A 23,877-nucleotide genomic window follows, 5' to 3' on the forward strand; every position below is an offset into this window, starting at 1 on the left:
GGCTGGAGCAAGCGAATACCCGGTCCGCGGGCGGACAGGCCGGTCCGCGCGTGCCGGCCCGCGGCCGGACCGGAGCCGGGGTGACGGAACGACGGCACCGGCCGGCGGGTGATCTGCCCTGGGCAGATTCACTGGGCCGCGGGCCCGCGCCCTGCTTTGCTCTGCCCATGGAGATTCTGGTTCTGGGCGGTACCGCATGGCTGGGCCGCGAGATCGCACGGCAGGCGCTGGAGCGCGGGCACCGGGTGACCTGCCTGGCACGCGGGGAGAGCGGCGGGATCGCGCAGGGGGCGCGGCTGGTCGTGGCCGACCGGCGGGAGGCGTCCGCGTACGAGGCGCTGCCCGCGCGGGAGTGGGACGCGGTGTTCGACGTGTCCTGGCAACCGGCCTTCGTGCGCGGCGCGTTGACGGCGCTGGGGGAACGTGCCCGCTACTGGTCGTACGTCTCCACGGGCAACGTGTACGCCTCGCACGCGGCGCTGGACGCGGACGAGTCGGCCGAGTTGCTGGCTCCCACCGAACGTGACGAGGTGGACCGGGAGTTGTACGGCGAGGCGAAGGTGGCGTGCGAGGCGGCGTGCCGGAAGGCGGTCGGCGACCGGCTGCTGGTGGCGCGTGCGGGCCTGATCGGCGGGCCGGGCGACGCCAGCGACCGGGCCGGCTACTGGGTGGCGCGTGCCGCGCGGGCTCCGCGGGAGCCGATGCTGGTGCCCGACGTCCCCGACGCCCCCGTGCAGGTGGTGGACGTGCGGGACCTGGCGCTGTGGCTGGTGGAGTCCGCGGAGAAGGGGGTGACCGGGGTGTACGACGCGGTCGGCCCGCGGATCTCCTTCACCGAGTGGATCGAGGCGGCGCGCACCGCGGGCGGTCACACGGGCCCGGTGGTGGGCGCGCCCTCCGACTGGCTGGTGGAGCAGGGGGTCGCCGAGTGGGCGGGCGAGGAGTCGCTGCCGCTGTGGCTGGTCGAGGAGGGCTGGGAGGGCTGGCTGGCGCGGTCCGGGACGGCGGCCCGCTCGGCCGGGCTGCGGCACCGCCCGTACGTGGAGATGCTCGCCGACACCCTCGTCACCGAACGGGAGGCGGGCCTGGACCGGCCCCGGCGGGCCGGGCTGAGCCGGGCCCGCGAGCGGGAGCTCCTGGCGGCGCTGGAGGAGCGGGGCTGACGGTCCGGCGCGCCGGCACCGCCGCCGGGACCTCCTCCGGCGGGACGGCGGGCTCCGCGCCCCGGGGCGGGGCGAGCGTGCACAGGGCGCCGCCCCGGTGAGGGCCGGCCCGGTGAAGGCTGGCCCGGTGAGGGCCGGTCGTACGGCGACGTCCGGGTCGGTCCGGCCGCCCTCGCCCTCACCGCGCCGTACGGCCGCCCGCCGGACGCGGGCGCCCCGCGTCCAGGAACCGGACGATCCGCTCCCGCAGTCCGGCCGGGTCCAGGCCGTGGGCGGCGAGGTGTTCGGGCATGGTGCCGTAGCGGCGCAGCTCCCGGCGGCCGACGCCGAGGCCGAGGAGGCGGTGCGGGACGTCGGCCAGGGCCTCCGCCGCGGCGGGGGTGGAGGTGCCGGCGAGGTACGGCTCGACCAGGACGACGTCGGCGCCGGCCGACTCGGTGGCCGCCCGCAGGCTCCGGGCGTCGAACGGCCGCACGGTGGTGGCGTACAGGACGGTGAGGTCCAGGTCCGCGGTGGCCTCGAGCACGGGGGTGAGCATGGGTCCCACGGCGACCACCACGCCCCCTCCGCCGCGGCGCACGGTCAGCGGACGCGAGCCGTCCACGGGGCGGGCGTCGTCGTTGGACTGGACGGAGAGGCGGACGTAGACCTTGTCGTCGCCGGCCCCGACCGCGTGCCGCAGCAGAGTTTCGGCCTCGTCGGGGTGCCCGGGCACGTGCACCGTCCAGCCGTCGAGGGTGTCGAGCAGCGCCACGTCGCCGGGCGACATGTGGGTGAAGCCGCCGGCCGGCCAGTCGTAGGAGCCGAGGGCGCTCACCAGGACCGCGCCGGCGTCCTGGTGGCCGAGGTCCAGCTTGACCTGCTCGAAGGGCCGTTCCACCAGGAAGCTGCCGAAGGTGTGCAGGACGGGCCGCATGCCCGTCAGCGCCAGGCCCGCCCCGGCGCCGATCAGCAGCTGTTCGCGGATGCCGACGTTGATCACCCGGTCGGGGTGGCGGCGGGCGGCGTCGGTGAAGCCGTCCCGGCCGATCTCGGCGAGGACGACGGCGACCCTGGGGTCCTCGTCGAGCAGCCGGGCCATGACGGTGGCGAAGCGGTCGCGCATGGTGTCCATCGGGCTCTCCGGTTCCTGTCTCTCGGTGTCAGGCGTTCTTGGACCGCACCCGCGCCACCACGGCGTGCGGGCGGCCGGGGTGCGGCCGGGTGAAGGCCTCGTACAGCGCCTCGTGGTCGTGCCCGTCCGCCGTGGCGACGGACCAGCCGGCCACCTCGAAGCGGGCGGCGATGCCGCCGGGACGGGCGTGGGTGGCCGAGGAGTTGTCCACGACGACGGCGTGGAGCCTGTCGAGTCCCGCCGGGCCGGCGAAGGCGAGGGCCTCGTGGTTGCTGCCCTCGTCCAGTTCGGCGTCGCCGGTCAGCACCCACACGGCGGGGCCGGTGAGGCCCTGGGCGCGCAGGCCCAGGGCCTCACCCACCGCGATGGGCAGGCCGTGGCCGAGCGATCCGCTGCCGATCTCCACACCGGGCAGCAGCGTGCGGTCGGGGTGGTGGCCGAGCGGGGAGTCGTAGGAACCGAACCCGGACAGCAGGTCGACGGGAAGGAAGCCCTTGGCGGCGAGGACCGCGTAGTAGGCCATCGGTCCGTGGCCCTTGGAGAGCAGGAACCGGTCCCGCTCCGGGTCCCGGGCCCGCTCGGGCGACACCCGCAGGACCCGGTCGTACAGGACCCACAGGACGTCGAGGGTGGAGGTGGCGGCGGGTCCGTGCTTCTCGTCCCCGGTCATCAGGGCCATCAGACGGGGCAGGTCGGCGTAGGCGTCACCGTTGTGGCGCGTGGTGGTCGCGGTCATGCGGACAGCGTGCGACCTCGAGCAAGGTTGAGGTCAAGCGCGGGACGGTGCCGGGTTCCGTGGCCTGCCGCCCGGTCGTCGCGCCGCGGCACGCCGGCCGCGCCGCACCGCCTCAGGCCGCCAGCTTCTCGGCCATGGCCGCCAGTTCGGGCGCCCGGAGCACCCGCCCCGGCCATCCCGGCAGCGGCACGTGCAGCGCGGCCGTCCACCGGTCCGGGACGGCGCCGGCCCCGTGGCGCGCTCCGGCGAGGGTGCCGGTGACCGCCGCGACGGTGTCCGTGTCGCCGCCGAGGTCGACGGCGGCGCGCACCGCCTCTTCGTAGCCGCGCGTGTGGCGCAGCGCCCACACGGCGGAGCCGAGGCACGGCCAGACGGCTCCGTTGAACTCGGTGGCCAGGTCGGGGTGCCAGTCGGGAGCCAGGACCGTGGCGTACCGCTCGCGGTGGGGCGGGGGAACCTCGGCCAGGACGTCGTCGATCGCGTCGAGCGGATCGCCGCCCCGCAGGGCGACGCGCACCAGCTCGTGGAGGATCGCGGTGCCCTCCCAGGCGGCGCGGTCGCCGTGGGTGAGGGCGGCGAGCCGGCGGCCGGCGTCCATGGTGGCCCGCCGCCCCCAGCGGGCGAAGGCGACGGCGGGGACGGAGGCCCGCATCAGGCAACCGTTGCCCGCGGCGCGGAGGTTGACCTGGAAGTGCAGGGCGGCGGCCTGGTCCCAGGGCAGGCCGTTGGTCAGGACGCCCTCGGTCTGCAGCCCGATGTCCTTGGGCCCTCCACGGGCCCAGCGCTGGAAGCGGCCGAAGACGTCGGGCAGGTCGAGTCCCGCGCGTTCGAGGAGCGACTCCCCGATCAGCACGGCCATCTGCGTGTCGTCGGTGGCCTCCCCCGGGTCCCAGCCGCCTCCGCCGCACATCTCGCCGCCGGCGCCCGGCTCGGGGAACCGGGCGGTGAACGCCCCCGGCGGCCCGAACTCGAAGGGCGCGCCCAGGGCGTCGCCGACCGCCGCACCCAGCACGGCTCCCACAGCACGCTCCCTCTCCATGTCCGGAGCGTATCGGGGGAACGGCGTCGCCCGACGGTGGAGATGACACCCCTCCTCGGGCCCCCGTACTCTGATCACCTCATGGAACTCCGACCGGTTCAGCCCCAACGCCCGTCCGGGGAAGGATGGTTGGCGCTGCTGCGCGAAGGGCTGCGGGAGTTCGGGCAGACCCTCGTGACGCCCTCGGACCTTCGCAGGCCCCCGCTCGCCGGGGCCCGCGCGCGGTGGGTCCGCCTGTCGCCGTACGTCGTCGTGCTCGGCTTCGTCGCGTCCCTGCTGCCGGTCACGGTCACCGTCCTGGTCCAGGACTACGGCGTGAACGGGGCGACGGCCGGCGCCCTCGCCACCGCACAGAGCGCCCCTCTGCTCCTCGCCCTGACCCGACCGCTGCCGGCCTGGTGGGTGATCTTCACCGCCGACGTGGCGGGTGGCCTGGTGCTGATGGGCGGGTCGGGCACTGCGGACCGCAACTGGCCCTGGACGCCGATGATCGTGATCGGCTATCTGCCGCTCATGGTGCTGCTCGGGCTGCGCGAGCCGCGCCGCACCCTGACCGCGGTCTGGCTCGCCACCGGCGCGGCCGGGCTCTTCTTCGAGGTCACGGGGCCGCACCTGGGCGACGGCATCCACCTGCTGCTCTTCGTGCTCAGCGGTGTCACCTTGGTCGTGACCTACTCCCTGCGCTCGCGCGGCGAGGCGCGGCAACGGCTCGCCGAACAGGAGAGCATCAGCGGGGCCGAGCGCGCCCGGCGCACCCTCCTCGAGGAACGGGCCCGTATCGCACGGGAGTTGCACGACGTGGTGGCCCACCACATGTCGGTGATCACGGTCCAGGCGGACTCGGCGCCCTACCGCATCCAGGGCCTGCCTGCCGAGGCCCGGGAGGAGTTCGCCGGCATCGCCGCGGGCGCGCGTGAGGCGCTCAACGAGATGCGGCGGCTGCTCGTCGTCCTCCGCAACGAGGACGCCGGGGGTGAACGTGCCCCGCAGCCCGGGCTCGACCGGCTGCAGCAGCTGGTCGAGGCGACCGTGCGGGCCGGGGTGCCCGCCGAACTGTCCCTGGCGGCCGATCCGGGCGACATGGACCAGGCCGTGGGCCTGTCCGCCTACCGCATCGTGCAGGAGGCGCTCGCCAACGTGGTGCGGCACGCACCCGGGGCGCCGACCAGGGTCTCGGTGAGCTCGGACGGAACCGACCTGACGGCGCTGGTCGTCAACGGCCCCGCTCCGCAACCGGTCGCCGCCCCGCTGGAGCGGGACGGCACGGGGCACGGTCTGGTCGGGATGCGCGAACGCGTACGGCTGACCGGCGGCACGCTCGACGTGGGGCCGCTGCCGGACGGCGGCTTCCGCGTCGCGGCGCGGCTCCCCCTGCGTACCGGTGACACCGACGGCGTCGACCTTCCGAAGGGATCCCCATGACCATCCGTGTAGTCATCGTCGACGACCAGGCCATGGTCCGGGCCGGCTTCGCCGCGCTGCTCTCCGCGCAGGCGGACATCGACGTGGTGGGCGAGGCGCCGGACGGCGGGAAGGGCGTCGAGGTCAGCCGCTCCGTCCGCCCCGACGTGGTGCTCATGGACGTGCGGATGCCGCAGATGGACGGGCTCGCCGCGGCCCGCGCGCTGCTGGATCCGCCGCCGGGTGTCGTGCACCGGCCGCGGGTGCTGATGCTGACCACGTTCGACGTGGACGACTACGTGTACGAGGCACTGCGGGCCGGCGCCTCCGGCTTCCTGCTCAAGGACGCGCCGCCGGCGGACCTGATCGCGGCGGTGCGGGTGGTGGCCTCCGGCGACGCGCTGCTCGCCCCGTCGGTCACGCGCCGCCTCATCGCGGACTTCGCCAGGCAGCGCCCCGCGCCCCGCAGGAACCGCGCCCTGCACCTCAACGCGCTCACGCCGCGCGAGACCGAGGTCCTCGAACTGATCGCCCGCGGCCTCTCCAACCAGGAGATCGCCGAACGCCTCGTGCTCGCCGAGCAGACGGTGAAGACCCATGTCGGGCGCGTGCTCGCCAAGGTGAACCTGCGCGACCGGGCGCAGGCGGTGATCTTCGCCTACGAGTCCGGGCTCGTCGCGCCGGGGGACGCCGGTTAGTCCCGGCGTCGGGCGGCTTCCCCGCGCGCACCCCCTACCCCGGTAGCATCCGCGCCCCGCACGGCAGACCCCGGTAGCACCTGCGACCTGGCTCCCCGGCGTGACGCCTGCCGGCCGGTCACCCTCCTACCTTCCCTCCGTCGACGCACCGACGGACACCACAGGGGAGACGGATCATGGGACTGCGGGCGGGGATCTGGAAGAGGCGTGGCAGGCGGACCGTGGTCGCCGCCGCGCTCGCGGCGTGCGTCGTGGCCGGCACCACGGGTCTGGCGGCCGGCGAAGAGCAGCGGGCGGTCACCGGCCCCGTCCCCGGTACCGGCGCCTGGCGCGCCGACCGCGGCCTCGGGCCTCTGCCCGACCCGGCCACCGCGACGCCCGGCCGGGTGGCGGCGTTCTTCGCCCGGCTCGGACCGGAACAGCGTCGCGCGCTGGTCCGGCGTCACCCTCTCGTGGTGGGCAACCTGGACGGCGTGCCCGCCCCCGTGCGGTACGAGGCGAACGCGCTGGCGCTCGCGGAGGAACGGGACCGCCAGCGGGCGCGCGCCGAGGACCCGTCACTCACCGAGCGGGAACGGCGGACGGCGCGTGCCCGCGCCGACCGCTGTGCGCGGTTGCTCGGCGGGCAGAAGGGCGGACGGCAGATCATCGCCTTCGACCCGCGCGGGCGCGGGCAGGTGGCCGAGGTCCACGGTGACCTGACGCACGCGGGTCACGTCTCCGTCGTGGTGCCCGGTTCCGACATCGACCTGGACACCTTCGACCGCGCCGGGGACCGGTACGGGACGCCCACCGGCATGGCTCGTTCCCTGTACGCCGCCACCGGGGGCCGCACGGCGGTCGTCGCCTGGGCCGGGTACACCACGCCGGTCGGACTCGGTCCGGACGCCGCCACCGGCCGGCTCGCCGAGGCGGGCGCGCCGCGTCTGGCCCGTTTCGTGCGGGGCCTGGTGGCGGCCGGTGCGCCGAGGCCCGCCGTGTTCTGCCACAGCTACGGCTCGGTGGTGTGCGGGCTGGCCGCGGCGCAGATGCCCGCCGTCGACATCGTCGTCGCGGGGTCGCCCGGCCTGCGCGCGGACGGCGTCGAGGACCTGCGGACGACGGCGCGGGTCTGGGCCACCAGGAGCGCGGACGACTGGATCGGCCGCGTTCCGCACGTGGAGGTGCTCGGCCTCGGGCACGGCGCGGACCCGGCCGACCCGGCCTTCGGCGCACGGCACGTGCCAGCCGAGCGGGCCGGCGGCCACACCGGGTACTTCGCTCCCGGGACCGACTCGCTGCGGGCCTTCGCCCGGATCGCGCTGGGGGCGGCGGCATGAGCGCGGCTTCCACCACGACGTCGTCGGCCTCACCGACGCCGCCCGCGGCATCCCCGGGGACCCCCGTGGCACATCCCTCCGCGGCGCCCGCGGGGCTCCCGGCACCGGCAGCGCCGGCGCCCTCCGGGCGGGCCGGCCTGCGGCGGAGGTTCGCCGGGGCGGTGGCCGTCGTCGACGCCAGGACCCCCGCCGGCCGTGACCGCGCCGTCGACGGTCTGCGCGCCCTCGCCCTGCTCGCCGTGCCGACCGGGCACTGGCTGCTCGGCGGCTTCACCCTGGACGCGGGCGGCGCCCTGCGCAACGCCAGCCCGCTCTCCTCGTTCGGCGCCCTCGCTCCGCTGAGCTGGGTGCTGCAGATGCTCGGCGTCTTCTTCCTGGTCGGCGGCTACGCCTCGGCCCTGTCGTACCACCGGTCCCTGCGGCGCGGGAGGTCCCGAAGCGCCTGGCTGCGCGGCCGTGTCGCCCGCCTGGGGCGGCCGGTGCTCGGTGTGACGGCCGTGTGGGGAGCTCTGGTTCCGGCCCTGTACGCGCTCGGCGTGCCGGCCACGACCCTGCGCACCGGATCCACCCTGGTGATCCAGCCCCTGTGGTTCGTCGGCGTGTACACCGTGATCACGGCCCTCACCCCGTACTGCGTCCGCGCCTCCCGACGCATCGGCGCCTGGGCCGCGGCCCCGCTCCTGCTCGCCGTCGCCGTGGTGGACTTCCTGCGCTACGGCCCGTACGCGGAGGCGGTGCCGTCCTGGCTGGGCGTCCTGAACGTCCTGCCGGGCTGGATGTTCGCCTACCAACTGGGCGTCAGCTGGGGCGGCAGGAGGCTCGGCAGGCGTGGCGCCCTCGTCCTGCTCGGCGTGGGCACGGCCCTGTTCGCGCTCCTGCTGTGCGTCTTCGACTACCCGGCGTCCATGGTGGGCGTGCCCGGCGCGGACCGCACCAACTCGCACCCGCCGTCGCTGCTGGTGCTCGCGCTCGCGGCGGCGCAGAGCGGCGCGGCGATCCTGCTGCACGACCGCATCGGCCGCTGCCTGCGCAGGCCCGCGCTGTGGGCGCCGGTCGTCGTGATCAACCTGTCGGCGATGACGATCCTCTGCTGGCACCAGTCCGCGATGTTCGCGGCGGCGGCGCCGGCGTCGCTGGCGGCCCCCTTCGTGGGCGCCGTCCCTGGCCTGACCACGGCTCCCGACTCCCTGGCCTGGATCGCGGCACGGCTGCTGTGGCTGCCGGTCCTCGCGGTGCTCCTGGTGGTGCTCGCGCGCCGGACCCGGCGGTTCGAGGATCCGTGGCGGACGGGCGGCCGGGCCTGGTGGCGGCCGTGGGCGGCCGGGGTGCTCTCGGCGGGGTTCGCGCTGTTCGCGCTCGGCCTCGTCGGGCCGGGGTGATCCGGCGGGGACCCCGCGGGCGGCGGCGGGCCTCGGGCCGCCGCCCGCGGGGCGTTCTCGGGGTGTCAGCGGCCGGTCTCCGAGGCCGCGGCTTCGCGGAGGTTGTCGCGGGCGTCGCCCGGCAGGAGGTAGCCGGCCAGCACGTTGCGGGCGTCGGTGCGCGCCACCCGGGCGAGGTAGCCGCCGTGCGTGGGGTGGAGCTCGTCCAGCTTCTCCTCGGTGAAGGGCTCGTGGCTGCCGAAGAGGAAGCAGAACGTCTCGCCCGCGTTGTCGCCGGTGTCCAGTGCGGTGGGCGCCTCGACCTGGGAGAGCCGGATCCCGCCGCGGGCCCGCCCCAGCTCGTCGCGGGCCTTGGTGCCGTCGGCCGCGAACTCCAGCGGCGGGGCGGACGGCGGGAGCACCCCGATCCGGGCCCAGCGGGTCAGGTGCCCGTAGGCGGCGGCGACCACGTGGTGCAGCGGCACCCTGCTGAACGGGGGCCGTGCGCACCGGTACTCCGGGGCGGCGCCGAGGTCGCGGGTGAGCACGGGCCGGCGGTACTCCTGGCCACTCCAGCCGGAGTGCGCTGCGCCCGCCACCTCCCAGCGGCGGAACCGGTCGTCGTCGGCCCGGCGCGCGGGGGTGCGCACGTCGGTCTCGGACAGCACCTGGAGGACCGGCTCGGCGCCCTTGCGGGCCGGGGCGTTGCCGACCACGAAGGCGTAGGCGTCGAAGACGGGCGCGGTACGCGGCAGCACGTGGTCGTAGTACACGGTCATCCGCGTCGCGGACTGCGACGCGCCGACGCCGAGCACGGTGCGGGCCCGCAGCGTCCCGAGCGGGGCGGCACCGCCCTGACGGGACCTCAGCGTACGGGCGGCCTGGGCGAACACGTCGTAGGACAGCTGGTCGGCGGTGAACCGCCCGCCGCCGGTGACGTCGAGGTTCCCGTAGCGGGCGGGGCTCCAGCCGCGCAGCTGGTCGACGCCGACCCGCTGGGCGGAGACCCCGACCCAGGCGTAGCCCTCGCGCAGGATCTGGTCCGGGCTCCACAGGGCGTCCAGGTCGTGGCCGGCGGTGACGTTCTGCCATTCGGTGAGGACGGTGCCGTTGAAGTCCCGCGGGTCGGCGGGACGGCGGACGATCATCCGGGTGCGGTAGGGGACGTCCTCGGCGAGGAGTTCGCCGGTGGTGCCGTAGGCGTCGGCCTCCCCGGCGATCTCGAACTCCTCCTCGACGTACCCGGCGGACGCGAGGTCGGTGACGGTCGACATCCACGGGTAGGTGTCCTCGACCGCGGGTGCCTTGGGATCCCCGGGCACGGCGCCGGGGAGGACCCGCACGGCCGGCACGCCGGCCCCCGCGGCCGCGGCCCCGGGCCCCCGCGCGGTCGCACCCCCCGGCCCCTGGCCGGTGGCCCCGGTTCCCTGCGCGGCCTGGGCGGGCCCCCCGGCCAGCGTGGCGGCGGCCAGGGCGGCCAACAGGATGCGCGACGTTCGGCGCCATGCGCTCATCTGCGTCCGGCTCCTCTCCTGGGCGGGGCCGGATGCCCGCCCGCCTTCGCACACCATGGCCGCGCCGGCCCGCGCGTCGCATCGGCCGAATCACCGGCGGCCCGCAAATCGCTGGGCCGTCCGCCGGTTACCGGCGAGAATCCGACGGTGACGATCAGACCCGTACGCCCCCAGGAACTCTCCGCGCTGCAGGACGTCGAGCGCGCCGCCGGGCGCCTCTTCGCCGACATCGGCATGGCCTTCGTGGCGGACGACGAACCGCTCCCGCCGGACGTGCTCGAGCGCCACCGGAAGGCCGGTCTCGCCTGGGTGGCCGTGGACGAGGCGGACACGCCCGTCGCCTACCTGGTGGCCGAACCGGTCGACGGCGCCCTCCACGTCGAGCAGGTCACCGTCCACCCCGACCACGCCCGCCGAGGGATCGGCCGCGCGCTCGTCGAGCACCTGGAGCGGCACGCGGCGGCCCTGGGCGTGCCGGCGCTGACCCTGACCACCTACGCCGAAGTGCCGTGGAACGCGCCGTACTACGCCCGGCTCGGCTTCGCGCCGCTCCCCGAGGAGGAGTGGGGACCGCGACTGCGCGCGATCCGCGCCGAGGAGACCGCACGGGGGCTCGACCTCCGGCCCCGCCTGGCGATGCGCAAGCCGGTGGCGGCGAACCCGCTGCCGGCCGGCGCCGCCGCCCGCCTCGCGGAGGCGGTGCGCGTGCGGGAGGGCGGTGATCCGGAGACCGCCCGGCGGTCGCTGCTCGCCCTGAGCGCAGAGTTCCCCGGCGACGCCCGCGTCGCCTACCAGTCGGCCTGGGCCCACGACGTCCTGGGGCTGGAGGCGGAGGCCGTGCCGTTCTACGAGCGGGCGCTGGCCCTCCCCGGTCTGCCCCGGGAGGACCGGCGCGGTGCGCTCCTCGGGCTGGGCAGCACCTACCGGGTGCTGGGCCGTCACACCGACGCCGTCCGGATCCTGCGGCAGGGGGCCGAGGAGTTCCCGCAGGACGGCGCCCTGCGCGCCTTCCTCGCGATGGCCCTCTACAACACCGGCGGTCACCACGAGGCGATGACGCTCCTGCTCCGGCTCCTGGCCTCCACCAGCGAGGACCCCGGTGTCCGCGCCTACCGGCGGGCGATCGAGTTCTACGCCGGGGACCTCGACGCCACGGTATGAGCTCCCGGGCCGGTCCGGTCCTGCTTGGATGGGACCATGAACGATCTACAGGCCGCCCCCGCCCGTTTCAAGGACCTCTGTCTGGACGCCGTGGACCACCTGTCCCTCGCCGACTGGTGGTGCGCGGCACTCGGCTACGTGCGGCGCGGGTCGCCGGACGGCGCGGAGCCCCAGCCCGACTGGCCGGTGCCCATCGTCGACCCGGACGGCGCGGGCCCGTTGATCTGGATCAACCGGGTCCCCGAGCCCAAGACCACGAAGAACCGCATGCACCTCGACGTCACCGGCGACGTGGAACGCCTGCTGGCCCTTGGCGCCACCCTGCTGCGCCGCCCGGACGACGACGTCCACTGGCACGTCCTCGCCGACCCGGAGGGCAACGAGTTCTGCGTGTTCGCCCCCACCGCGTGACGCCCTGACGCCCTGGACCCTCCCGGGCGGGACCTCCCGGGAGGTCAGGACTCCCGAGGGGTCAGGACTCCCGAGGGGTCAGGACTCCCGAGGGGTCAGGACTCCCGAGGGGTCAGGACTCCCGAGGGGTCAGGATTCCCGGGAGGTGTCGATGACGCAGAACCGGTTGCCGTCGGGGTCCTCCAGCACCACGAAGTCCGGGTCCTCGGGGTAGAGGTCCCAGTCGGTGCGGCGCGCGCCGAGGGACAGCAGCCGCTCCACCTCCGCGGCCTGGTCCCGGGCGTCGCCGGCGTACAGGTCCAGGTGGACCCGCGGGTGTGGCTGGACGGCCACGTCGCTGCGCATCAGGGCCAGTTGGGCTCCGGCCGTGCCATCGGCGGGCACCAGGACCGCCCAGGTCTCCTCGGGTTCCTCGCGCGGCACGTAGCCCAGCGCCTGTGTCCAGAAGGCGACGGCCCGCTCCACGTCCTCGACGCCCAGCACCAGTGATCCGATTCTCAGCATGCCCCGCATTATTCACACCGGGGGGTCCTCGGTCTCCTCCAGCGCCGCGGCGGCGGCCAGCAGGTCCGCCTCGTGGTCACGGCGCGCCACCAGCTGCAGTCCCACGGGCGCTCCGGAGGCCGTCAGCCCCGCCGGGATGCTGAGAGCGGGATGGCCGGTGATGTTGAACGCCCAGGTCAGGGCGACACTCAGGATGTCGCCCGGGCCCTCGTGGCCGTGCGGCGGGTTCGGGGTGGTGGGGGTCGCCAGCAGGTCGTGGTGCGTGAAGAGGGCGTCCACGGCACGGGTCAGCGCGCGGCGGAGCGGCTCGGCCGTTTCCGCGTCGCCGCCGCGCAGCGCGGTCCAGCACGGGGCGGGGTCGGGGATACGGACCTCGGCCTCACGCACCCGGACCGCCCCGGCCGCCGCGAGCCGGGCGAGCGCGGCCCGGGCCGTGCGGGCCACCTCCGGTGCGGTGTCGGCCAGGCCGAGGCCGGGTGACCACAGCGCCGCCAACGGCTGCCGCGGGGCACGCGGCGCGCCGAACGCCGCCGTGCCGGTCAGGACGTCCAGCACGGCGGCGGCGTCCGCCACGCGACGGGTGAGCGGGCCGGGGGTGTTGAGCCCTGCCCGGTCCCGTGCGGGCAGTCTGCCGTTGGTGGGCTTGAGCCCGACGACGGAGCACCAGGCGGCGGGGATGCGGACGGAGCCGGCTCCGTCGCTGCCGGTGGCCAGCGGCACCATGCCCCGGGCGACGGCCGCCGCGGAGCCGGCGGAGGAGCCGCCGGGACTGCACTCCGGATCGTGCGGGTTCAAGGTGGGCCCGTGGGGGGTCGCGCCCCAGGTCTGCCAGGCGGTGCCGGGCCCGGGAGTGGAGGTGGCTCCCAGCGGTACGCAGCCGGCGGCGAGCAGCCGTGCGGTCTGGAAGGCGGCGGGTCCTTCGGTGGCCTTCACGCCGATCGGCACGCCGGCCAGCGGCAGCGACTCCCCGCCTGCCAGCCGCCGCTCCACCTCGGCGGCGGCCTCGGCGGCGCGGCGGGGCCAGAGCTCCCTGAACGCCCGGGTCCGCGCCTCCTCCCGCTCGACGCGGGCGAACGCGGCCCGCAGCACCTCGGCGGGGCGCAGTCGCCCGCCGCGCACCAGGGCGGCGATCCGCAGCGCCGACCAGTGCGGATACTGCTCGACGACGCTCATGCCGCGCCCAGCAGTTGGCGGACCGCCTGCCGGTACACGCGGTACACGCGCGGCAGTTCGGCGAGGTCGACGCACTCGTCCGCGCCGTGCAGCCCCCGGTACGGCAGCCCGAACCCGGCGGTGGCGCGAATGCCCTCCCCCGCCAGCAGGTTGCCGATGTTGGAGGGCCCTGCCACCTTCGCCCGTACCGCGAGCCCTTCTCCGGCGGCGGCGTCCAGCAGGGCGGCGGCGGGCTGCCGGTCGCGTTCCAGCCGGTAGGCCGGCCAGGCGGCGACCGCGTCCACGCCGGTGGGCCGCGGGCCGGGGACCGCGGCGTCGAAGGCGGTGACGACGCCGCGGACGAGCCGTTCGGCCTCGGCCAGGCCGAAGCCGGGTGTGGTGCGCACGTCGACCTTGATCTCGCAGCGGTCCGGGACCATGGAGAAGCCCTCGCCGCCGCCGATCGCGGTCACGGTCAGCCGTGGCGGCAACGGCCAGTCGTCGCGGGGCAGTTCGGCCTCGTCCAGCATGCCCACCAGGCGCGCGGCCCGCGACACCGCGCCCACGGTCTCCCGCCGCGCACCCGAGTGACCGGCGGGCGCGTGCACGGTGAGCACGCAGCGCCACAGCCCTCGTCCGCCGACGACCACCTCGTCGAGCCCCGGGTAGCCGATCATCACGCCCGCCGGACGGACGGCGCCGGGGTCCGCGAGGTAGGCGCGGGCACCGCCGAAGCGGCCGGTGTGTTCGTCCACGTCGAGCAGCACGGCCAGGCCGCCGTGCAACTCCCGCGCCCGCGGGGCGATCTCGGCGGCCAGGTGGCAGAACACCGCCGCGGCCGTCTTGGAGTCCGCCGCTCCGCGTCCCCGCAGCATGCCGTCCACCACGTCCCCGGCGGCCGGCGGGAACGACCAGGCGCTCGCGTCGCCGAAGGGCGCGGTGTCCACGCAGGCGTCCAGCGTCCACCACCGGCCCGGCAGGCCGCCGGCGATCTCCACCAGCAGGCCCACCGTGGTCCCCTCCGGGTCCCGCAGGCGGCGGTGGGGGAGCCCGCGCCAGGCCAGCCAGCGCTCCAGCAGGGACAGCACCGGCCCGTAGTCGTCGATCCCGCCCCTGCTGGGCGTGCGGACCAACTCCCGCGCCAGGGCCACGACGGAGCCGACGACGTCGTCCACGCCCTTCCCCTCCCGTTCTTCCTTCCACGGAAACAGCCGCACCACCGCACTGCCGCACGGGACAGCCGCACAGCACCGTACGCTGCCAACGACACGGGACGGTACGACGGAAGGGTGGACCATGACTCACCCCTGGCGGGTGCGCCCGGAGGAGGAGACGGGAGCGGACGCGGCGGCTGTCCGCGCCGTCGACCTGGCGGCGTTCCCCACCGCCGAGGAGGCGGACCTGGTGGAGGCGCTGCGCGCCGACACGGAGGCGTGGTTCGGGGACCTGGCGCTGGTGGCCGAGGACGAGCGGGGGAAGGTCGTCGGCCATGCCGTGCTGACCCGCTGTCATGTGGGGGCGTCCCCGGCGCTGGCGCTGGCCCCGGTCGCGGTGCTGCCCGACCACCAGGGGCAGGGGGTGGGCGCGGTCCTGGTCCGGGCGGCGCTGGAGGCGGCCCGGGCGCGCGGTGAGCACCACGTGGTCGTGCTGGGACACCCCTCGTACTACCCGCGCTTCGGTTTCTCCCGGGCGTCCGTCCACGGCATCCGGGTGAGCTTCGACGTCCCCGACGAGGCGCTGATGGCCCTCACCCTGGACCGGTCCGTGCCGCTGCCGGCCGGGACGGTCCGCTACGCCGCGCCGTTCGGCGTCTGATCCGGTGTCCCGCCCACCGGCGGGCCGTCCATCGGCGGGCCCCGCATCGGCGCGCCGCGCACCGGGAGGCCCTCTTGCGTCGCCTTTCCCGCAGCGCCGAGGCTGAGGGCATGGTGAGGACACGTACGGCCACGGACCGACCGGTGGAGATCGCCCCGGTCGCCGGCCACATAGGCGCGGAGGTCCACGGGGTCGATCTGGCGGACGAGCTGCCCGGTTCCACGGTCGCCGCGCTCCGCGCGGCGCTGCTGCGGCACAAGGTGCTGTTCTTCCGCGGTCAGCGGCTGGACCACGCCGCCCATGTGGCGCTGGCGAGGCGTTTCGGGGAGCCGGTGGTGCTGCCCCGTCGCGGGAGCGCCTCGCCGCCGGGTTTCCCTGAGGTGGAGACCACCGCGGACCGGCTGGAGCTGGGCGGCCGGTTCGGCATGGAGCACGAGGAGTGGCTGGACCGCCGCCGTCACAGCCTGCTGCGGGGCTGGCACTGCGACCACGGTGCCCGGGTCGACCCGCCGGCGGCGACGATCCTGCGCGCCGAGGAGGTGCCCCCGTTCGGCGGCGACACCACCTGGTCGAACCTGGCCGCCGCCTACGCCGGCCTGTCGGCGCCGGTGCGGGCGTTCGCCGACGGGCTGCGCGCCGAGCACCGGCTGGGCGTGGGGTACCAGCCGCGTCCCGGCGAGGACGCGTACGTCCGGCATCTGCTCGACCGGCAGGTGGCCTCCGTGCACCCGCTGGTCCGGGTCCACCCGGAGTCCGGGGAACGGTCGCTGTTCGTCAACGGCTACTACCTGGAGCGGATCCAGGAGCTGTCACGCGCGGAGAGCGCGCGGGTCCTGGAGATGCTGCTGGAGCAGGCGGTGCGCCCCGAGTACACGGTGCGGTTCCGCTGGGAGCCCGGCAGCGTGGCGTTCTGGGACAACCGCTCGACGATCCATCTGGCGCCGGGCGACCACACCGTGGCGGGCGCGCCGCGGATCATGCACCGGGTGATGCTGGCCGGCGAGGTCCCGGTGGGCGCCGACGGGCGTGCCTCCGAGGCCCTGACGGGCAGCGCGCCCGGCGTGTGGTGAGGGGGTGCGGGCCGCCGGACCGGGGCCCGGCGGCCCGCCCCGCGGTCACTCGAACGGGGTGGGGTCGCCCGCGCCGCGCCGCACGATCTCGGGAACGCCCTCGGAGAAGTCCACGACCGTGGTCGGCGTCGTGCCGCATTCGCCGGAGTCCAGGACCGCGTCGACCACGTGGTCGAGCCGCTCCTTGATCTCCCAGCCCATCGTCATCGGCTCCTCGTCGCCGGGCAGCAGCAGGGTGCTGGAGAGCAGCGGCTCCTCCAGCTCCTCCAGCAGCGCCCGGACCACGGGGTGCTCGGGGATGCGCACGCCCACGGTGCGCTTCTTGGGGTGGGCCAGCTTCCGGGGCACCTCCCGGGTGGCCGGCAGGATGAACGTGTACTGACCCGGCGTCGCGGCCTTCACGGACCGGAACACGTCGTTGTCGATCTGCGCGTACTGACCGAGCTGCGCGAAGTCGCGGCAGACCAGGGTGAAGTGGTGCCGGTCGTCGAGCTGCCGGATCGCCCGGATGCGGTCGACGCCGTCCTTGCTGCCCGTCCGGCATCCCAGCGCGAAGCAGGAGTCGGTGGGGTAGACGATCAGCGCGTCGTCCCGGAGGCTCTGCGCCACCTGGGCGATGGTGCGCGGCTGGGGGTTCTCGGGGTGAACGTCGAAGTACTTGGCCATTCGACGAGCTTAGGGCCGGTCCCCCCGGGAGGGGGACCGGTTCCCCCCTCTACGGGCGTTCGCGGCGTCCCTTCCCCGCGTCCTTCATCCTTTCCAGCGACCGGGTGAACTGGCGCAGCGAGAACCCGGAGCCCTGCGGGGGCGTGCCTGCCTCGGGCTGCGCGGGCGTGTCCGCGCGGGGCGCCGGCAGCGCCGCCGGGCCGGCCGAGGCGCGCAGGGCGGCCAGCGCCTCGTGCGCCTGCTCCGCGGCCTCCCGGTAGAGGTCCCGGGAGCGGGTCATCGCGTCGAGGGCCTCCCGGTACATGACCACCAGCTGCTCGGCGTGCGCCAGCCGTTCCTGCAGGGTGACCAGGTGCCACTGTTCGCGCATCACCCGCACGCCTTCGGTGGCGCCCTCGGGGAGCGGCGCGGGCAGGGCCACGAAGCGGTGCAGCGCGTCGATCAGCGCGGTGGGCTCGGAGCCGTCCAGGAAGACCGTGCGCACCGTGAAGCCGTCGCGGTCGTACCCCGGACGGGCCGGGTCGCCGGGCAGGACCACCGCGCCGCCGCGCGGGACCTCGACACCGTGGTCCTTGAGCGCCCAGTTGACGGCCCGGTACTGGTCGGGCGCGGCGCGGTGCTCGATCACCCTGTGCCGCAGTCCGGCCGGGAGCCTGCGCACCAGCGGGCGCAGACCGCGCTCGTCGGGGGTCATCGCCTCGTGCACGACCACGTGGACGTTCCAGCCGTCCCGGGCGCAGTCCTTCAGGAGCTTGCGCAGATCCTTGTCGTCGTCGGGCAGCCGGTTGATCTCCAGGGTGCGCAGGTCGGCGCCGCGCAGGCCGCCCACGTGAACCCGGTCCCAGCCGTCCGCGTCCTCGCGCGGCCAGAACATGTCCGCCGGGGAGGGCCAGCGCGGGTCCCAGACGCTCTCCGCCTCGGCGACCAGCAGCCATTCCCTGCCCTCCGGGGCGCGCCCGAGGGCGTGCGCGAGACCGGCGGGGGCGAGCGTGAGGCCGGGGGCCGCGCCGGGCAGGAAGCCGCCCTCGGGGCCGACGGTCAGCCGGGCCCTCACGGTCACCCCGCCGGGTGCCCGCCACCGGGCCTCGAAGGACCGGACGCCGTGGTCCGCCACCGGCGCCGCGCCGTCGGCGTCCGCGGCGGGGTGGGAGGACCGTGCTCCGGTAACGCCTCCCGGGACGCCTCCGGAGACGGCGGCGGAGGAAGGACCGGCCGGGGCCGGGGAGGAGGCCGCCGACGGGTGGGTCAGGTGGGGGATCTCCGCGGGGTCCAGCTCCAGGTGGGCGTCGAGGACGCCGGCGTCCTGCATCCGGCGCAGATACAGGCGCACGGCTTCGTCGGCGAGCGGCCGGGTGGAGCGGCCGCGGGCGTACCAGACGGCCGCGGGGGCCGGGCCGCCGCCCGAGGGCGCGGGGTGGGAGGTGGAGGAGTCGCTCATGGGATGGGTGCGCGAAGACCTTCCGTGCTGTGCTGCGGTGCGGGGGTGCCTCAGTATCGTCCCCCTCCTGGTCCGGGACCCCTCATCCGGGTCCCGGACCATCCTTGTGAGAAACGCCACCTGGCTGCGGATCCGCCTGCACGACAGCGGAGTTGACCCGAACGAGGGACGACTGGACAGGCGTGCGGAAAGTACTGCGGGGTTCCGCGGGCCATCATGGCCGTCGCCGTTCCGCCAGGACGGTCTCCCCCGTCCCGTCCGCAAGGCGTACTTCCCCGTGTTCCTCTCCTCCTCCGCCGGCCGGTCCCTGACCGCCCGGCTCCGGGCCGCGCGCTCGGCCCGCCGTCCCGGCGGCGGCCGCGGCCCGTGGCGCTCGCTGCGGCACCGGTCCATGCGCTGGTGGTCCCTGGCCAACCTGGTGTCCAACGTCGGCACCTGGATGCAGCTCACCGCGCAGAACCTGCTGGTGCTGGAGCTCACCGGCTCCGCGGCGCTCACCGGCCTGTCGGTCTCCCTGCAGGCGGCTCCCGGTCTGCTGCTCGGCCTGGCCGGCGGCGCGGCGGTCGACGCCTGGCCCCGCAAGCTCACCGCCGCGGTCAGCCAGGCGCTGCTGGGCGCGGTCGCGGTCGTCACCGCCGTGCTCATCGCCTTCGACCAGCTGGACGTGGGCGTGCTGATGGTCCTCGCGGTGGTCACCGGGCTGATCGCCACGGTGGACGCGCCCGCCTGCGCGCTGCTGGGCAACGACCTGGTGCCGCCGCGGGACGTGCCCTCGGCGATCGCCGTCGGCTCGCTGGTGCACGGCGTCGGGCGGCTCGCCGGAGCGGCGGCCGCGGGCGTGCTGGTCAGCTCGTGGGGACCCGGCGCGGCGTACGCCGCGAACGGCCTCTCCTTCCTGTTCGTCGCCTCGGTGATCCCGTTCCTGCGTCCCGCGCCGGGAGCGGTGCCGGTGGAGCCGGTCGCCCTGCGGGCCGTGCAGCCCGGCAGGGCCACGGCCGCGACGCCGGCCACGGAGCGGCGGCGGGGGACGGGGGCCGGCGACGGGCTGGTGTTCTTCCTCCGGCGTCCCCGGCTGGTGGCGTTGGCCGCGATCACCGCGGTGAGCAGCGTCTTCGGCCGCAACTACACGCTGACTCTGGCCGTCCTGGTGACCGGGCCGCTGGCCGGCGGGGCCGCCGAGTTCGGCGCGGTCTCCACGGTGCTGGCGGTGGGCGGCGTCGTGGGCGCGGTGCTCGCGGGGCGCCTCACCGGCCCGACGGTGCGGCTGGTCGGCACGATGGCGGCGGTTGGGGGGCTGCTGCAGGTCGCGGCGGGTCTCTCGCCGAACCTCGCGGTCCTGATGACGCTGATCGTGCCGATGGCGATCGTGGAGTCGGTCTCCGACACGGCCGGCACGACCGTCCTGCAGACGGATCCCCCGCCGCGGATGCGGGGACGGGTGCTCGGCGTGTGGCGCAGCGTGAGCACCGGGTGGGGGCTGGTGGGCCCGCCGCTGCTGGGCCTGTTGATGGAGTGGGCGGGTGCGCGGGGGGCGCTGGTGCTCGGCGGCGCCCTCATCGCCGCCACCGTCGCCGCCGGCGCGGCCCTCCACCGCCGCCGCGTTGCCCGGCCCGCGGCCCCGCGGGCCACGCACCCGGCGACCACCGCCCGGACCACCGCGTCCACCGCGGGCACCGCCGCGGGCCCGGCCGCCGCGGGCCCCGTAGTCACCGCCCCGGCCTTCGCGGACGCGGTAAGCGCCACCGCCCCTGCCACTGCGGGCACCGCCGCCGCGGGTCCGGTGGTTACCGCCGCGGCCGCCGCGGTCACGCCCGCGTCGCCCACCACCCCGGCGCCGAACCTCCCGCTCACGCACACCGCCGTCCCGGCCACCGCAGGCCCGGCCGTCGCGGGTTCGGTGGTCACCGCCTCGGCCTGCGCGGACCCAATGATCACCACCACCCCGGCCGCCGCGTCCGCCGCGGTCACATCCGCATCGCCCACCACCCCGGCGCCGAACCTCCCGCCCACGCACACCGCGGTTCCGCCGATGCCGTCGCCTTCGCCTTCGCACACCGCGATCCCGCTGATGCCGTCGCCGCGCGCCGGCATCCACGAGGCGCTCCCCGTGCCCGGCCGGGCGGCGGAGCCCGCCCGCGAGCCCGCCGGACGCGCGGCGGTCGCGGCCCAGGCCCCCGCACCGGCGGAGGCCGTACCCGCTGCTCCGCCGGCCTCCGCCGCCGAACCGGCGCGGCGACCGGAGCACCCCGCGCTCCGCTGACGCCCGGTCGGCGCGGGCACGAGCGGCACGGTCGCCCGTGCCCACGCCGCCCACGCCCGTGGAACACGCGCCGCAAACGCGTCGGAGATTGTTGACGCGTCGGAAATCTCCGACGTAAGGTCACCGCATGCCCACCGATGTGTTCGGCGTGCTGGCCAGTCCGGTGCGGCGCAGACTGCTCGAGACCCTGCGGGACGGCCCCCGCTCCACCGGCGAACTGGCCGGGTTGTTCGACCTCGGCCGGCCCGCCGTCTCCGAGCACCTGGCGGTGCTCCGCACCGCGGGACTCGTGCGCGAGGAGCCCCGCGGCCGGCACCGCTACTACCACCTCGAGCCCGCCCGCCTGTCCGAGGTGGGCGCGTGGCTGCACCCCTTCGCGCACTACTGGGAACAGCGCCTGGACGCGCTGTCCGATCTCCTGGACGAGGAAACCGAGACATGACCGACGACGCGATCACCTGCGAAAGGCTCCTGCCCCACCCCCCGGCGGCGGTCTGGCGGGCCCTGACCGACCCCGCGCTGCACGCCCGCTGGTGGGCCGCCGGTGACGTCAGGCCCGTGGTCGGACACCGCTTCACCCTGGACATGGGCGCCTTCGGCGGCCAGCCCTGCGAGGTGACCGCCGTGGAGGACGAGCGGCTGCTGTCCTACCGGTTCGCCGAGGGCACGCTCGACACCGTGATCACCTGGACCCTGCACCCCGAGGGCGGCGGCACCCGTCTGGTCCTCGTCCACGCGGGTTTCGACCTCGACTCCCCCATGGGCCGCCAGGCCCGCGACGGGATGGGCAAGGGCTGGCCCGGAGTCCTGAAGCGCCTCGCCGGGCTGTTGGACGACACGGCCTGACGCGCGGACGGCCCCCTTGCCGGCCCCGGCGCGAACCCGGCGCGGACGCGGCTTGCCGCTGCCGCAGCGTCAGCGCCTAGCGTCGTACCCGTCGCCGCGACCTGCGGCGACGTACGTGACGCGCGAGAGAAGGGCGATGCCTCGGTCATGGACGAGGAGTGGTCGATCACCCGACTGGCGAAGGCCTCCGGGGTGACGGTGAGGACCCTGCGGCACTACGACGCCGTGGGGCTGCTGCCCGCGGACCGGCTCGGCGCCGGCGGCGTCCGGCACTACGCCGCCGCCTCGGTCCTGCGGCTGCAGCGCATCCTGCTGCTCCGCGACCTCGGCCTCGGCCTGTCGGAGATCGCCGCGGTCGTCGACGAGGAGAAGGACGCCGTCGAGGCGCTCCGCGCCCACCTGACCGGACTGCTCGCCGAGCGCCGGAGGGTGGAGCGGCTGGTGCGGACCGTGACCGCGACCATCGCGCACCTGGAAGGGGAGAGGGACATGGCTCTGGAGGACCTGTTCGACGGGATCGACCCGGCACGTCAGGCGGCTCACGAGGCCGAGCTGGTGGACCGGTTCGGCGACGGGGCGCGGCAGCACATCGCGGAGAGCCGGCGCCGCACGGCCGGCTGGGACCGCGCGCGGGCCGACGAGGCGGTCGCCGAGTACGAGGCCGTGGAGGACGCGGCGGTGGAGCTGATCGAGGCCGGTGCCGCCCCGGACGACCCACGGGCCGTGGAGCTCATGGACCGGCAGTACCGGGCGGTGGGCGCCTTCTGGACGCCTGACCGCGCCTCGTTCACCGGTCTCGGCCGGATGTACGCCGACTCGCCGGAGTTCCGCGCCCGCTACGACGCCAAGCACCCCCGTCTGGCGGAGTTCCTGGCCGCGGCCATGGCTGCCTACGCGGAGCGGCGGCTGGACTGACCCCGGTCCGGGCCTTCCGCGCGGAGCGGCGGCCGGACCGTCCGCGCTTCGGGCCGTCCAGGCGGAGTGGCGGCCGGACCGACCACGCTTCGGGCCGTCCACCCGGAGCGGCGGCCGGACCGGCCGCTGCCTGGGCCGGTAGGGGGAAGCGGGCCGTGCCGCCGCTTGACCGGCGGGCCGGCGGTGGAGAACTGTGCCGTGACGCTGCCACGGATCTCCCCCATGCTCGCGACCCCCGGCCGGCTTCCGCCCCCGGCGCTGGACGACCGGTGGGCCTACGAGACCAAGCAGGACGGCCAGCGCGCCGTGGTCTACGCCGAAGCCGACGGCACGCTCACCCTGCGGGCCCGCTCCGGCGAGGACATCACGGCCGCCTACCCCGAGCTCGCCCCGCTGGGGCGGGCCCTGGGCGGCGCCGCGGCGGTCCTGGACGGCGAGATCCTGGTCCTCGACGACCGGGGCCGCGCCGACTTCCAGCTGCTCCAGTCCCGCATGGGCCTCGCCCACTCCCCCGCCCTGGCTGCCCGCCGCGCCGCGGCCGCCCCCGCGCACCTCGTGCTCTTCGACGTGATGCACCTGGGCGGTCGCTCCCTGCTGCGGCTGCCGTACGCGCGCCGCCGCGGCGAGCTCGAGGGGCTGGGCCTCGCCGGCCCGTTCTGGTCGACACCCGCCGCGGTCGTCGGCCACGGCGAGCGGGCCCTCGCCCTCACCCGTGAGCACGGCATGGAAGGGCTGGTGTGCAAGCGGCTCGACTCGGTGTACGAGCCGGGGGTGCGCTCGCGCGCCTGGATCAAGATCCGGCACATGACCGGCGTCGACGTGGTGGTGGGCGGCTGGATGCCGGGACGGGGGCGGCTCTCCGGGCTGCCGGGCGCGGTGCTGATGGGCCAGCGCGACCCCGAGGGGCTGCTGCGGTACGTGGGCAGCGTCGGCACCGGCTGGAGCGAGGCGGAGCGCGCGGACCTGGCCCGGCTGCTGGCCGCCGCGGCGACCGACGTCTGCCCGTTCACCCCGGCCCCGAAGGCGGCCGGGGCGCGCTGGGTGGTGCCGAGACTGGTCGGCGAGGTCCGCTACAGCACCCGGACCCGGGCGGGCATGCTGCGCCAGCCGTCCTGGCTGCGGCTGCGGCCCGACCTGGCCCCGGAGGAATCGGCGGCGCACCTCCCGCCCGGCGCCGCCCGTCCCGCGGACGCGGACGCCGACGAGCGGGCCCACGAGGACGGCTAGGGTTCCGCTGGACCAGCGCGCCGCACTCACGTCACGGGCTCCACGGAGCCCTCGCCGACGGCTATCGTGG

At 76.0% G+C, this 23,877-nt stretch carries 22 protein-coding genes and 2 pseudogenes; 15 read left to right on the forward strand and 9 right to left on the reverse strand.

Annotated features, from left to right (window positions below):
• The first annotated feature begins 167 nt into the window (after nucleotides 1–167).
• Entirely contained in the window at nucleotides 168–1,163 is a 996-nt protein-coding gene (locus Sfr03f_RS21850; protein ID WP_108955684.1) for an NAD-dependent epimerase/dehydratase family protein, read from the forward strand.
• A gap of 178 nt (nucleotides 1,164–1,341) precedes the next feature.
• Here Sfr03f_RS21850 and Sfr03f_RS21855 read toward each other — a convergent pair whose 3' ends face one another.
• The 3 genes from Sfr03f_RS21855 to Sfr03f_RS21865 form a co-directional block, all read right to left on the reverse strand.
• Complete coding sequence (locus tag Sfr03f_RS21855; RefSeq protein WP_108955685.1) at nucleotides 1,342–2,277, reverse strand: transketolase family protein; 936 nt, start codon at nucleotides 2,275–2,277, stop codon at nucleotides 1,342–1,344.
• A 28-nt stretch (nucleotides 2,278–2,305) separates the two neighbouring features.
• Nucleotides 2,306–3,013, reverse strand: coding sequence for a thiamine pyrophosphate-binding protein (locus Sfr03f_RS21860; protein ID WP_108955686.1), 708 nt, complete (start codon nucleotides 3,011–3,013; stop codon nucleotides 2,306–2,308).
• A 112-nt stretch (nucleotides 3,014–3,125) separates the two neighbouring features.
• The gene (locus Sfr03f_RS21865; RefSeq protein WP_108955687.1) at nucleotides 3,126–4,052 is read right to left on the reverse strand and encodes an ADP-ribosylglycohydrolase family protein; all 927 of its coding nucleotides are present in this window, start codon (nucleotides 4,050–4,052) and stop codon (nucleotides 3,126–3,128) included.
• An 81-nt stretch (nucleotides 4,053–4,133) separates the two neighbouring features.
• On the opposite strand from Sfr03f_RS21865, the gene Sfr03f_RS21870 reads away from it, so the two are divergent.
• The 4 genes from Sfr03f_RS21870 (at nucleotide 4,134) to Sfr03f_RS21885 (ending at nucleotide 8,849) form a co-directional block, all read left to right on the forward strand.
• Nucleotides 4,134–5,474, forward strand: a complete 1,341-nt coding sequence (locus tag Sfr03f_RS21870; protein WP_245967693.1) for a sensor histidine kinase — start codon at nucleotides 4,134–4,136, stop codon at nucleotides 5,472–5,474.
• Nucleotides 5,471–6,151: a response regulator gene (locus Sfr03f_RS21875; RefSeq protein ID WP_108955689.1), complete on the forward strand. Its 681-nt coding sequence runs from the start codon at nucleotides 5,471–5,473 to the stop codon at nucleotides 6,149–6,151. The genes Sfr03f_RS21870 and Sfr03f_RS21875 overlap by 4 nt, the downstream gene beginning before the upstream one ends.
• A 176-nt stretch (nucleotides 6,152–6,327) precedes the next feature.
• Nucleotides 6,328–7,470 carry an alpha/beta hydrolase gene (locus Sfr03f_RS21880; RefSeq protein WP_108955690.1) on the forward strand — a complete coding sequence of 381 codons (1,143 nt, stop codon included), beginning with the start codon at nucleotides 6,328–6,330 and terminating at the stop codon, nucleotides 7,468–7,470.
• A 161-nt stretch (nucleotides 7,471–7,631) separates the two neighbouring features.
• Nucleotides 7,632–8,849 carry an acyltransferase family protein gene (locus Sfr03f_RS21885; protein ID WP_108955691.1) on the forward strand — a complete coding sequence of 406 codons (1,218 nt, stop codon included), beginning with the start codon at nucleotides 7,632–7,634 and terminating at the stop codon, nucleotides 8,847–8,849.
• Nucleotides 8,850–8,914: 65 nt separating this feature from the next.
• Here the strand turns inward: Sfr03f_RS21885 and Sfr03f_RS21890 are convergent, their stop codons facing one another.
• Nucleotides 8,915–10,342: an alpha/beta hydrolase domain-containing protein gene (locus tag Sfr03f_RS21890; RefSeq protein ID WP_218028174.1), complete on the reverse strand. Its 1,428-nt coding sequence runs from the start codon at nucleotides 10,340–10,342 to the stop codon at nucleotides 8,915–8,917.
• 234 nt (nucleotides 10,343–10,576) lie between these two features.
• Between Sfr03f_RS21890 and Sfr03f_RS31725 the strand changes: the two are divergent.
• The 3 genes and pseudogenes from Sfr03f_RS31725 to Sfr03f_RS21900 form a co-directional block, all read left to right on the forward strand.
• Nucleotides 10,577–10,882, forward strand: a pseudogene (locus Sfr03f_RS31725) (GNAT family N-acetyltransferase); the annotation flags it as partial.
• 96 nt (nucleotides 10,883–10,978) lie between these two features.
• Complete coding sequence (locus tag Sfr03f_RS21895) at nucleotides 10,979–11,503, forward strand: tetratricopeptide repeat protein (protein WP_108955990.1); 525 nt, start codon at nucleotides 10,979–10,981, stop codon at nucleotides 11,501–11,503.
• Between the two features lie 36 nt (nucleotides 11,504–11,539).
• A complete protein-coding gene (locus tag Sfr03f_RS21900) occupies nucleotides 11,540–11,914 on the forward strand; it encodes a VOC family protein (protein ID WP_108955692.1) in 375 nt (124 codons plus the stop codon).
• Nucleotides 11,915–12,043: 129 nt separating this feature from the next.
• Here the strand turns inward: Sfr03f_RS21900 and Sfr03f_RS21905 are convergent, their stop codons facing one another.
• From Sfr03f_RS21905 to Sfr03f_RS21915, 3 genes are read right to left on the reverse strand one after another with little or no spacing between them, the layout of a single operon-like run.
• Nucleotides 12,044–12,418, reverse strand: coding sequence for a VOC family protein (locus Sfr03f_RS21905; RefSeq protein WP_108955991.1), 375 nt, complete (start codon nucleotides 12,416–12,418; stop codon nucleotides 12,044–12,046).
• 12 nt (nucleotides 12,419–12,430) lie between these two features.
• Nucleotides 12,431–13,591: an amidase family protein gene (locus Sfr03f_RS21910; RefSeq protein ID WP_108955693.1), complete on the reverse strand. Its 1,161-nt coding sequence runs from the start codon at nucleotides 13,589–13,591 to the stop codon at nucleotides 12,431–12,433.
• Complete coding sequence (locus tag Sfr03f_RS21915) at nucleotides 13,588–14,745, reverse strand: M20 family metallopeptidase (RefSeq protein ID WP_245967694.1); 1,158 nt, start codon at nucleotides 14,743–14,745, stop codon at nucleotides 13,588–13,590. Before Sfr03f_RS21915 ends, Sfr03f_RS21910 begins: the two co-directional genes overlap by 4 nt.
• Before the next feature lie 121 nt (nucleotides 14,746–14,866).
• Here Sfr03f_RS21915 and Sfr03f_RS21920 point away from each other — a divergent pair, with 121 nt between their 5' ends.
• Together Sfr03f_RS21920 and Sfr03f_RS21925 are read left to right on the forward strand one after the other, a co-directional pair.
• Nucleotides 14,867–15,385 carry a GNAT family N-acetyltransferase gene (locus tag Sfr03f_RS21920; RefSeq protein WP_108955695.1) on the forward strand — a complete coding sequence of 173 codons (519 nt, stop codon included), beginning with the start codon at nucleotides 14,867–14,869 and terminating at the stop codon, nucleotides 15,383–15,385.
• Between the two features lie 110 nt (nucleotides 15,386–15,495).
• Nucleotides 15,496–16,455: a TauD/TfdA dioxygenase family protein gene (locus tag Sfr03f_RS21925; RefSeq protein ID WP_108955696.1), complete on the forward strand. Its 960-nt coding sequence runs from the start codon at nucleotides 15,496–15,498 to the stop codon at nucleotides 16,453–16,455.
• 45 nt (nucleotides 16,456–16,500) lie between these two features.
• Here Sfr03f_RS21925 and Sfr03f_RS21930 read toward each other — a convergent pair whose 3' ends face one another.
• Together Sfr03f_RS21930 and Sfr03f_RS21935 are read right to left on the reverse strand one after the other, a co-directional pair.
• On the reverse strand, nucleotides 16,501–17,121 hold the full coding sequence (locus tag Sfr03f_RS21930; RefSeq protein WP_108955697.1) for an L-threonylcarbamoyladenylate synthase: 621 nt from the start codon (nucleotides 17,119–17,121) through the stop codon (nucleotides 16,501–16,503).
• Nucleotides 17,122–17,170: 49 nt separating this feature from the next.
• Nucleotides 17,171–18,559 (reverse strand): hypothetical protein, encoded by a 1,389-nt coding sequence (locus Sfr03f_RS21935; protein WP_108955698.1) that lies wholly within the window; start codon nucleotides 18,557–18,559, stop codon nucleotides 17,171–17,173.
• Between the two features lie 391 nt (nucleotides 18,560–18,950).
• On the opposite strand from Sfr03f_RS21935, the pseudogene Sfr03f_RS31340 reads away from it, so the two are divergent.
• The 5 genes and pseudogenes from Sfr03f_RS31340 to Sfr03f_RS21960 all read left to right on the forward strand — a co-directional run.
• Nucleotides 18,951–20,228 (forward strand): annotated as a pseudogene (locus tag Sfr03f_RS31340) (MFS transporter); the annotation flags it as partial.
• 718 nt (nucleotides 20,229–20,946) lie between these two features.
• A complete protein-coding gene (locus Sfr03f_RS21945) occupies nucleotides 20,947–21,261 on the forward strand; it encodes an ArsR/SmtB family transcription factor (RefSeq protein WP_108955699.1) in 315 nt (104 codons plus the stop codon).
• Nucleotides 21,258–21,665 carry an SRPBCC family protein gene (locus Sfr03f_RS21950; protein ID WP_108955700.1) on the forward strand — a complete coding sequence of 136 codons (408 nt, stop codon included), beginning with the start codon at nucleotides 21,258–21,260 and terminating at the stop codon, nucleotides 21,663–21,665. The genes Sfr03f_RS21945 and Sfr03f_RS21950 overlap by 4 nt, the downstream gene beginning before the upstream one ends.
• Before the next feature lie 147 nt (nucleotides 21,666–21,812).
• Entirely contained in the window at nucleotides 21,813–22,580 is a 768-nt protein-coding gene (locus Sfr03f_RS21955) for a MerR family transcriptional regulator (protein ID WP_108955701.1), read from the forward strand.
• Between the two features lie 198 nt (nucleotides 22,581–22,778).
• On the forward strand, nucleotides 22,779–23,807 hold the full coding sequence (locus Sfr03f_RS21960) for an ATP-dependent DNA ligase (RefSeq protein WP_108955702.1): 1,029 nt from the start codon (nucleotides 22,779–22,781) through the stop codon (nucleotides 23,805–23,807).
• The last annotated feature ends 70 nt before the right edge of the window (nucleotides 23,808–23,877 follow it).

The organism is Streptomyces fragilis, from assembly GCF_003112515.1.
Classification (GTDB): Bacteria; Actinomycetota; Actinomycetes; order Streptomycetales; family Streptomycetaceae; genus Streptomyces; species Streptomyces fragilis.